General features: G+C 39.8%; 11 protein-coding genes. 7 read left to right on the forward strand and 4 right to left on the reverse strand.

What is annotated here, in order from left to right:
• Positions 1–382 precede the first annotated feature (382 nt).
• From PSN35_RS04410 to PSN35_RS04420, 3 genes are read right to left on the reverse strand one after another with little or no spacing between them, the layout of a single operon-like run.
• On the reverse strand, positions 383–799 hold the full coding sequence (locus PSN35_RS04410) for a hypothetical protein (protein ID WP_300030009.1): 417 nt from the start codon (positions 797–799) through the stop codon (positions 383–385).
• Between the two features lies 1 nt (position 800).
• Positions 801–1322, reverse strand: a complete 522-nt coding sequence (locus PSN35_RS04415) for a hypothetical protein (protein WP_300030012.1) — start codon at positions 1320–1322, stop codon at positions 801–803.
• Between the two features lie 22 nt (positions 1323–1344).
• On the reverse strand, positions 1345–1746 hold the full coding sequence (locus tag PSN35_RS04420) for a hypothetical protein (RefSeq protein WP_300030015.1): 402 nt from the start codon (positions 1744–1746) through the stop codon (positions 1345–1347).
• A gap of 67 nt (positions 1747–1813) precedes the next feature.
• Between PSN35_RS04420 and PSN35_RS04425 the strand changes: the two genes are divergently transcribed.
• Complete coding sequence (locus PSN35_RS04425) at positions 1814–2050, forward strand: helix-turn-helix transcriptional regulator (RefSeq protein ID WP_300030018.1); 237 nt, start codon at positions 1814–1816, stop codon at positions 2048–2050.
• 534 nt (positions 2051–2584) lie between these two features.
• Positions 2585–3223 (forward strand): adenylate kinase, encoded by a 639-nt coding sequence (locus PSN35_RS04430; RefSeq protein WP_300030020.1) that lies wholly within the window; start codon positions 2585–2587, stop codon positions 3221–3223.
• 111 nt (positions 3224–3334) lie between these two features.
• Here PSN35_RS04430 and PSN35_RS04435 read toward each other — a convergent pair whose 3' ends face one another.
• Positions 3335–4060: a LuxR family transcriptional regulator gene (locus PSN35_RS04435; RefSeq protein ID WP_300030023.1), complete on the reverse strand. Its 726-nt coding sequence runs from the start codon at positions 4058–4060 to the stop codon at positions 3335–3337.
• Positions 4061–4143: 83 nt separating this feature from the next.
• Between PSN35_RS04435 and PSN35_RS04440 the strand changes: the two genes are divergently transcribed.
• The 5 genes from PSN35_RS04440 to accC form a co-directional block, all read left to right on the forward strand.
• A complete protein-coding gene (locus tag PSN35_RS04440) occupies positions 4144–5142 on the forward strand; it encodes a thioredoxin fold domain-containing protein (protein ID WP_300030026.1) in 999 nt (332 codons plus the stop codon).
• A 74-nt stretch (positions 5143–5216) separates the two neighbouring features.
• Positions 5217–7442: a protein-disulfide reductase DsbD gene (gene dsbD, locus PSN35_RS04445; protein ID WP_300030029.1), complete on the forward strand. Its 2226-nt coding sequence runs from the start codon at positions 5217–5219 to the stop codon at positions 7440–7442.
• Positions 7443–7538: 96 nt separating this feature from the next.
• Positions 7539–7982: a type II 3-dehydroquinate dehydratase gene (gene aroQ, locus PSN35_RS04450; RefSeq protein ID WP_300030031.1), complete on the forward strand. Its 444-nt coding sequence runs from the start codon at positions 7539–7541 to the stop codon at positions 7980–7982.
• 3 nt (positions 7983–7985) lie between these two features.
• Positions 7986–8438: an acetyl-CoA carboxylase biotin carboxyl carrier protein gene (gene accB / locus PSN35_RS04455; RefSeq protein WP_300030033.1), complete on the forward strand. Its 453-nt coding sequence runs from the start codon at positions 7986–7988 to the stop codon at positions 8436–8438.
• The coding region (gene accC / locus PSN35_RS04460) for an acetyl-CoA carboxylase biotin carboxylase subunit (protein WP_300030036.1) at positions 8435–9551 on the forward strand (1117 nt) is incomplete at its 3' end. The genes accB and accC, both read left to right, overlap by 4 nt.

Consider the following 9551-nt stretch of genomic DNA (forward strand, 5'->3'; position numbering starts at 1 on the left):
GGGAGCCTGTCGACACTGCTCCTGCTAAAAAGCCGATTTTTGCCCCTGTGGCAATGGCGCTAATGGTAGAAGTGGCTAACCCCACCATTCCTGTAATGGCACTGGCAGCAGTTCCTAATGCACCAGGTACTGCTGCACCGCCTGCAAAATAATAGGGACAGGCTACTTTTATCATAACCTTTTCTCATTTTTTTTGGTCTACCTCTAGCATTTAATGTTGACAACAAGCCATATTTTTTTGCTGTTTTCATTGCCCAACTCTCGTCTCCATATCATTAAAAGTAGCCTGCCCCCATTCTTCACTTAATTATCATTGATCTTTTATGAAGGGCAATAAAAAGCTCGACATAAAGTTGAGCTTTACTATGAAAATTTCTTTACTTTAAATATTATTCTTTTCTAAGAAAATACCCTTATCTAAAGATGTAAAGAAATCTTGATATGTTTTAGGCTCTGTTATAGACTCAATGCCAGCTTGGGCATTAGCCCTTACAGAAACTTCTTTTCCTTTTTGTCTAATAGTTATACTCATAGAGATTTTATAACCATCAAGCTTTGTTCCGGAAACCGTGCCTGTCAAATTATCAGCTCTATCAATCACAAACCCTAGATCTTGCATTACTGAAATAACAGCCCTAACCGCAGATTTTTTATCAATTTCATATGATTTTGTTTGATACGCCCTTACCTTAATTTGCGATTCACTCTCTGAATTAATAATTTGAGCCTTTGAATTGGCGCAGCCTGATAAAAATGCCAATGAACTAACAGTAAAAATAATAGCTATAATTTTTCTCATCTTAAACACCTTCTTTAGTTAAAAATATTGACTTGTCTAGCTTGTTAAAAAAGTCTTTATATACTTCTTTATCTTTAATAGTTTCTTGTCTAGATATCTGATTATGTGTATTCCAAACTACACGCTGAAAACTTACACGAATCATCATTTTGTTATCACTGCGCTTTCTAGTTATTACAGACACCTTAATTTTTTGCTGCTTATCTATAGCTGAAGACTGCCCTGTCAACACAGCAACAAATATGTCTGCGGCAAGTTGGGCTTCATCGGTTGCATCCCTATCTTTTTCTGCCAAAATAAACCCTAGTTCCGGCTCACTTTCTTTGATAATATAGCCAATATCTTGCAATACATTGGCCGCTGAAACCAGCGCCTGCCTTTCTGTAATGCTAGAATATTCTTTCTGCTGCATTTGCCTTAGTTCTAAACTTTGAGTTGTTAACCTTAGGGCATCTTCTGGTATTCCGCCACAGCCTGTTAAAAACAAAGCAATTAAAACCACACTGCCAATTTTTATAAACATGTTTTTGATAATTGACCTTTAATTAAAAACGAGATGTATGATATTTAACTTTTGTCACTTTTGATCTACTATCCAAAGTAATGACAATTGTCAGAGTTCTTTGGGAGGTGCTCGATGTGCCCGACTTTTCAGAGGTGCCAATTAATAAAAGTGTTCCATATGAACTGCTATTGCCATAACTAACATCTTGGGAGATTTTGTCATAAACCCAAGTTTCCCCATCTATATCATTAGATGTAACAATATTAGGACTGCCCAAAACAACAACCACGTCTGCTGCCGACATTCCTACTGTTATTTCCTTCTGAACCGTTCCAACAGTTATATTTTTATCTACGCTGTTAGTTTTTACTGGCTGTGTCACACACCCAGATAGAAAAATTGCACTAACTGTGGCTAATGTAGCCAATGTTGTTTTTATCATTTTTACTTCTCCTGTTTTATTTCTCGAATTTAGAGAAATTATATACCTTCTAGATAATCGAGACAAGATGAAAAAGGCAATTTATAGTCCAAATGGCAACATTCTTTGTAATTGGCTAAAAAATCAAAGAATTAATTCTGGCTTAACTATGAAAGAGTTAGGCTTGTTGCTTAACGTTCACCACTCAATTGTTGGAAAAATTGAACTCGGCGAAAGGCGACTGGATGTGATTGACTGGATTGAATATTGCGAAGCGCTGAACGCCGATCCATTTGAGTGTCTTGAAACCCTTGTCAAAAAATAACATTTTTTGACCACTCCCCTTTAAAAATAAACCCAAATTTTCTTATTGAGGCGAATTACTGGTTTTTCGGTGTTTGCACCCCAAGGGTATTTCCTCACTTCGTTCAGGGCAGCGTAGTGAGTTTAGAAAAACCAATGAGCAAGATTAGAAAAGTTAAGGTTTATTTTTGGGGCGATGTCTTTTTGGATACTTTTTCTAATCGCTAGAAAAAGTATCAAGCCCTCAAAGAGCAAATAGAATATTTGCGAAAAAAGAGCTTAACTAAAAAATTTCGGAAATAATTGAAACGACCGTCAAAATCATTATTTTTTATCAATAAAACACCCTTAAGAAGGCTTTTAAAGACTTACTCAGCACCTTTTTAGCCAAAAATACCAAAAATTTAGGAAATATTGTAAATGAGCGTTTTGGCGCTCAAAATTAATCACTATTTTTAATTTCTCAAGTTTATGATATAATTTTCGCTCAATTTTGACCTCAACACATTAGAAACATGGGGCTAAATTTTTTATTAACCACTTCCAAGGAAACATTATGAAATTAATTCTTTTAGGTGCTCCAGGTGCCGGCAAAGGTACTGTTGCAAAATTATTAACCAAGCTTGACGGTTCGGTTCAAATCTCTACAGGCGATATTTTACGTGGCGCAGTTGCAGCGGGCACAGAGCTAGGTAAACAAGCGCAAGCAGCAATGGCTGCTGGTGATTTAGTATCTGACGATTTAATCATGGGCATCATGGAAGAACGCTTGAAAGAAGATGATTGTAAAAACGGCTACTTATTAGACGGCTTCCCACGCACTATTCCACAAGCTGAAGCGTTAAAAGCACTACTTGAAAAAATGGGTGAAAAACTAGACGCTGCTGTTGAAATTGATGTGCCGCGTGACGTAATTCTTGATCGTCTAACCACACGTCGTACGTGTGAAAGCTGTGGCGCAATTTACAACACCAAATCAAACCCAACTAAAGTTGAGGGTGTGTGTGATAAGTGTGGCGGTCCAGCAGTTCAACGTGAAGACGAAACTGAAGAAGCAATCAACAATCGTTTAAATGTATACAACGACCAAACAGCCCCTCTAGTTGGCTTCTATAAAGAAGAAGGTTTGTTACTTAGCGTTGATGCGACTTCATCTGATGCAGTTATTAATGCTATTAAAGAAAAAATTGGCTAATTTGCTTCGGCTTTTACTGTGTTAAATTTTAAAAACATTCAGTAGGAGTAAAACGCCTGCAAACAAACACAAAAACCCCAAGTTAAAGCTTGGGGTTTTTTAGTTGCCTACTTATAATTCAACCAAGTTCAGAGATAATGCCCTAGCAATCATTTGGTGTTTGTTGACCACGCCTAGTTTCTTGCGTAGATTGCGCAAATGAAACAAAACAGTATTGTTTGAAATAAATAAACGTTGTGCAGTTTGTGCGCAGCTTTCACCAACAGCTGTCCATTTCAAAACTTCTAGCTCTCGTTTAGATAAAGGCTCTGATAGTTGTTCCAGTCCGCAAACACGCTCTACATGGCTGTGTACATACATCGCCCAAACTTCATAGTGAGGTAACAGTAACTCACCATCTATCTGTATATCTAACGCCACACACAACGAGCCTTTAGAGCCAGCAACACCACGAATGGGAATAGTAACACCATGTGCTACGCCTAAATCTAGACTATCTTGCCAAAAGTCAATATCATCAGTTTGTTCCTTGGCAAGTTGCTGCTTGATTAAATTTGCATCCCAAAATATCGGCAGATGGTGATTATCGGCGTAACGTGTTTTTGGATCTTTTTGCGCATAATTTTGTTGTTGATAACAAGACATCCATTGTTCGCTACAGGTCCAAAAGGCAATGTTGTCTAACCGTGTCATTGCAGGTGGCTGCCAATTGTATTTGAAAAACTCCACCCCTGTTGTGCGTAAATACTGCTGACAGACTTGCTTGATCTGATCAATGTTAACGCATTGATTCAACTGTGCGACATGGCTATAAAGATTACTAGTGGTTTGAGTCATTTTTTCTTAAAACTATTGATTTTGATAGTTGGAATGTTGTTATAAGTATTTATAATTTTGATTATAAAACAAATGAAAGGAGCATGATGAAATTTTTAAAAACGATTGTTTTAATGATGTTACTTGTTGGGATGGTGCAGGCAAAGACAGGCGTAGTAACGGGTGGCGTGGCACATACTATGCCGCCTTGGTTTAAAAGTAGTTTTTTGGAGCTTGCTGATGATGTGGATGAGGCGAAGGATAATAATAGGCATGTGATGTTGTTTTTTCATTTAGACGAATGCTCTTATTGTGATCATATGGTCAAAGATTTTAATCAACAACCTTTAAAGGCACTTATCCAAAAACATTTTGATGTGATTGCCATTAATATTCGGGGTGATAAAGAGGTGGCAATCAATGAAGAGGAGTCTTTAACCGAGAAAGAGTTAGCAGCAAAAGTGGGGGTGCAATATACACCGACTGTTGTTTTTTTGAATCAAAAAAATCAACAAGTTGCACGCACCAATGGCTATCGCTCACCCGCTAAATTTACCCAAACACTGGGTTTCGTCAGTAGTAAGGCGTATGAAAACTCAACATTAGCACAGTATGTGGAAAGCCTTAAAAAAACAGGTACTTACCAATTACAAAGCCACGCAATGTTTGCAAAAATTACCGATTTTTCAAAAATAAAAGCTCCGTTAGCTGTAATTTTTGAAGATAAAAACTGTGATGCTTGTGCGTATTTTTACAACACAACACTTCAGGACAAAAATATAAAAAAGGAATTTGATGCATTTAAAGTGGTGCGTCTTGATGCAGGCTCAACACAAGCTATTATTGATAACAAAGGTAATAAGACCACGCCAAAAAATTGGGTACAGCAACTTAAATTGAATTACCGACCAGGTATTGTTTTGTTTAATGCAGGCAATGAAATTACTCGTATTGATGGATTCCTGTATAAGTTTCACTTCCAAGAGGTATTACGTTATGTAAGCGGTGATTTTTATCAAGAGTTTGCAACCTACAATGCCTATCTTGCGTATAGACAAAAGCAGTTGCTTGAACAAGGGATTGATATTAATATTAGCCAATAATATTTAGGGGTGCCCTTTACTTACTACGTTCAAGCGTATAACATACACATATATTACGATATTGAGGAGAGAAAATGAAACGCATTTTATCGTCTTTATTTTTACTTGTTTTTTCAACATTTTCCCAAGCCCAGGGCGAGCTACTGCCAGCAGATGAAGCGTTTGCTTTTAAAGCTAAAGTTGTTAATAACGAAATTGTTCTTAACTGGGATATTGCTAAAGGCTATTACCTTTATAAAGAAAAAATCAACATATCGAGTGATTTTTCTAAACAACTGGGTGTGGCCAAGTTTCCACCAGCAAAAATCAAAAATGATGAATTCTTCGGCAAGATTGGCGTTTATAGAAAATCAGTTAACGTCAAGATTCCTGTGCTGGAAGGTGAAGCGGACTCATTACTACTCAACGTAACGTTTCAAGGGTGTGCTGATTTAGGCGTGTGCTACCCACCTATCACTAAGGCGGTTGCTCTAGACATTAGCGCACTGAAAAAACCATCCTTAGTTGACAATGCTTTTGATATGTTTTCTCAAGCTAAAAAAGGTGTGCAATCTGTGGTTGATAAAATCACCCCAATATCAGATGAGCCACTACCAGCCGATGAAGCGTTTGCTTTTTCAGCCAATGTTTTCGACGCCAACACATTATTAGTTGCTTGGGATATTCATCCTGAATATTACCTATATCATGACAAATTCTTCATTGATATTAAAGGTGCAGAAATTGGCAAAGTTGACTTCCCTAAAGGCAAGATTAAAGACGACCCTTTATTTGGCAAGGTTCAAATTCATAAAAATAGACTAGAACTTGAGGTGCCGTTATACAACATCACCAGCCAAAATATTACCTTTACCGCAAAATATCAGGGCTGCTGGACAGGTGGCATTTGTTATCCGCCACAAGAGAAAAATGTTGATTTGGTACTGCCCATTCAAGGAAAAAGTGACGCGCCAGTCAGCACGCCTAAACCTGAAACCAATACACAAACAGCACCTGCGGCCGATTTGAATGAAACCGATCAAATCGCTGCCTTGCTACAACAAGACAATATTTTTTGGGTACTACTAAGCTTCTTTGGCTTTGGCTTGCTGTTGTCATTAACCCCTTGTGTGTTCCCAATGATTCCAATTTTGTCAGGCATTATTGTCGGACAAAAAGGTGAAATTACCACTCGCAAAGCGCTAATCATGTCGATTGTATTTGTCTTGGCCATGAGTGTTACTTATTCAATTGCCGGCGTATTAGCTGGCTATTTTGGTGAAAATCTACAGGTACTATTCCAAACGCCTTGGGTGCTAGTGGTGTTTAGTTTGGTGTTTATCGCATTGGCGTTTTCTATGTTTGGCTATTATGAAATCCAACTGCCGGCAGGCCTACAAGCCAAAATTGCCAACATGAGCAACAAACAAGAAGGTGGACATTTAGTCGGTGTCGGCATTATGGGCTTTTTATCTGCGCTGATTGTCGGCCCTTGTGTCGCGCCACCGCTAGCGGGCGCACTGATTTATATCGGTCAAACCGGTGATGCATTATTGGGCGGACTGTCTTTATTTGTTATGAGTTTGGGTATGGGCGCACCACTGATTCTTATTGGTGCAGGTGTGTCTAAATTACCACGTGCTGGTGGCTGGATGGATAATGTTAAATATATCTTTGGTATTTTAATGCTGGCTGTGGCTATTTGGTTAATTGAGCGCATTATTCCATCAATTGCTTCATTGGCGCTTTGGGCTGCTTTACTAAGTATTGCACCAATTGCCATGGGTGTGCTGAATAAACTATCCGATACGCCGAGCGCTTGGGGACGTATCTTTAAGGCGATTGGTTTATTGGTTATGTTCTACGGTGTTTTACTTTGGGGCTTGGTAGCTCGTGGTGGTGGCGACATGTTGGCACCGCTGGCTGGCTGGGGCGCTTCTAGTACCCAAACAGCGCAAGCTCATGTGCAGTTTGAAAAAATCAAAAGTATTGAGGATCTTGACAAGGCCTTAGTTCGCGGACAAAAGAACAATCAGGTGGTGATGCTTGATTTCTATGCTGATTGGTGCATCTCATGTAAAGAATTAGAACGCTTTGTATTCTCAAATACTGATGTGGTCAATGCCATGAAAAACACCCTTGCTTTGCAGGCTGATGTAACTGCCAATGACGCGGTTGACAAGGCGCTCATGGCTAAATTTAATATTATTGGGCCGCCAGGAATATTGTTTTTCAAAGACGGTGTTGAACATCGCTCACAGCGAATTGTGGGTGAAATCAACGCCCAAGGTTATTTAGATCATCTCAATAGTGTCAAATAAGCACGAAACTTAGTCGCTAAAAGTCGCTCAAAGCCCACTAACATGCATGATGTTGGTGGTAAAATCAGCTTTATTTGAAGTTGATTAATCGTTGCTATGGATATCTTGTTACTCAATGGCCCCAACCTAAACATGCTTGGCACTCGTGAGCCTGATCATTATGGCGCTCAAACACTTGACGACATTGTTAACAACTTAACACAGCTAGCAGCAGATGCAGGCTTGAGCTTGGCACATCATCAAGACAATTCCGAAGTCGGTTTGATTGATAGAATTCATGCAGCAAGTAACGATTCAACTCAATATATTATTATTAATCCTGCGGCATTTACGCACACATCCGTTGCATTACGCGATGCAATGTTAGCCGTGGGAATTGAATTCACCGAGATACACTTATCTAATGTCTACAAGCGTGAAGACTTTAGAAAGCAATCTTATTTTTCAGATATTGCACAAGGCGTAATTTCTGGCTTTGGCGCCCAAGGCTATGAATTTGCACTGAGTGCTGCTATTAAACACATTAAATCAAAGGGGTAAAAAATGGATATTCGTAAAGTAAAAAAACTCATGGAATTGCTAGAACAGTCTGGCATGGCAGAAATTGAAATTGTTGAGGGTGAAGAGTCGGTTCGCATCTCTCGTTATGGTGATGCACCGATAGCGGCCGCACCTATGCAAATAGCTGCCCCAGCACCTGTGGCTGCTGCCCCAGCACCAACAGCAGCTGAAGCACCTACTGCGACAGCTGCAACGGTTGACGGCCACCCAATTACCTCGCCAATGGTCGGCACTTTCTACACATCAGCCTCACCAACTTCTGATGCCTTTGTTACTATTGGCCAGCATGTTAACCAAGGTGACACAATTTGTATCGTTGAAGCCATGAAAATCATGAACCAAATTGAAGCAGACCAATCAGGCACAGTGACTGAGATTTTATGCAAAGATGGTGATGCGGTTGAATTTGGCCAAACACTTATTGTTATCCAATGATTGCTTTAAATAAAATTCAAAAAGTTCTAATTGCCAATCGTGGTGAGATTGCGCTTAGAATTTTAAGAGCTTGTAAAGAACTGGGCATTAAAACCGTTGCGGTCTATTCAACAGCTGATAAAGATCTTAAGCACGTACGCCTTGCCGATGAAGCAGTATGTATTGGCCCACACCCTTCAACGGATAGCTATCTAAACATTCCAGCCCTAATTGCAGCAGCCGAAGTCACCCATGCGGATGCGATCCACCCAGGCTATGGATTCTTATCTGAGAGCGCTGACTTTTCACAGCGTGTTGAAGAAAGCGGCTTTATTTTCATTGGTCCTCATGCACAAAACATTCGAGTGATGGGTGATAAAGTAGCCGCTATTGAGGCAATGCAGAAATCTGGCGTACCTTGTGTCCCTGGTTCAGATGGCGGTTTGGGCGAAGATCCAATCAGAAACATGGAAATTGCCAGAAATATCGGTCTACCAATTATTATTAAAGCCTCTGGCGGTGGCGGTGGCCGTGGCATGCAAGTGGTAGAAAACGAATCTGACTTACTTGGCGCCATTGAACTAGCCAAATCCGAAGGGCTGAGCTTCTTTGGCAATGCAGAAGTTTATATGGAGAAGTTTTTAACTACGCCACGTCATGTTGAAATTCAAGTACTCGCCGATGAGCACGGTAATGCCGTACACCTAGGTGAGCGTGACTGTTCAATGCAGCGTCGTCACCAGAAAGTAGTTGAAGAAGCACCAGCACCAGGTATTACACCCGAACTTCGCAATAAAATTGGCCAGGTATGTGCCAATGCTTGTAAGGCAATTAACTATCGCGGTGCAGGTACTTTTGAATTCTTATTCGAAAACAACGAGTTCTACTTTATTGAAATGAACACACGTGTGCAAGTTGAGCACCCAGTTACTGAAATGATTACTGGCATTGATATTGTTCGTGAACAGATTCTAATTGCCGATGGGCAGCCACTATCTTTTTCTCAGGATGACGTTGAGATCAAAGGTCATGCGGTTGAGTGCCGAATCAATGCTGAAGATCCAAACAATTTCATGCCGTCTCCAGGAAAAATCACCCAATACCATGTTGCAGGTGGATTAGGTGTTCGCGTGG

It is taken from the genome of Candidatus Thioglobus sp. (assembly GCF_028599055.1).
In the GTDB taxonomy this organism is placed as follows: Bacteria; Pseudomonadota; Gammaproteobacteria; order PS1; family Pseudothioglobaceae; genus Thioglobus_A.

Bases quoted from the DNA above. Each gene is read 5' to 3' on its own strand.
- PSN35_RS04410 (WP_300030009.1), bottom strand. From the start codon at position 799: ATGAGAAAAATTATAGCTATTATTTTTACTGTTAGTTCATTGGCATTT.
- PSN35_RS04415 (WP_300030012.1), bottom strand. From the start codon at position 1,322: ATGTTTATAAAAATTGGCAGTGTGGTTTTAATTGCTTTGTTTTTAACA.
- PSN35_RS04420 (WP_300030015.1), bottom strand. From the start codon at position 1,746: ATGATAAAAACAACATTGGCTACATTAGCCACAGTTAGTGCAATTTTT.
- PSN35_RS04425 (WP_300030018.1), top strand. From the start codon at position 1,814: ATGAAAAAGGCAATTTATAGTCCAAATGGCAACATTCTTTGTAATTGG.
- PSN35_RS04430 (WP_300030020.1), top strand. From the start codon at position 2,585: ATGAAATTAATTCTTTTAGGTGCTCCAGGTGCCGGCAAAGGTACTGTT.
- PSN35_RS04435 (WP_300030023.1), bottom strand. From the start codon at position 4,060: ATGACTCAAACCACTAGTAATCTTTATAGCCATGTCGCACAGTTGAAT.
- PSN35_RS04440 (WP_300030026.1), top strand. From the start codon at position 4,144: ATGATGAAATTTTTAAAAACGATTGTTTTAATGATGTTACTTGTTGGG.
- dsbD (WP_300030029.1), top strand. From the start codon at position 5,217: ATGAAACGCATTTTATCGTCTTTATTTTTACTTGTTTTTTCAACATTT.
- aroQ (WP_300030031.1), top strand. From the start codon at position 7,539: ATGGATATCTTGTTACTCAATGGCCCCAACCTAAACATGCTTGGCACT.
- accB (WP_300030033.1), top strand. From the start codon at position 7,986: ATGGATATTCGTAAAGTAAAAAAACTCATGGAATTGCTAGAACAGTCT.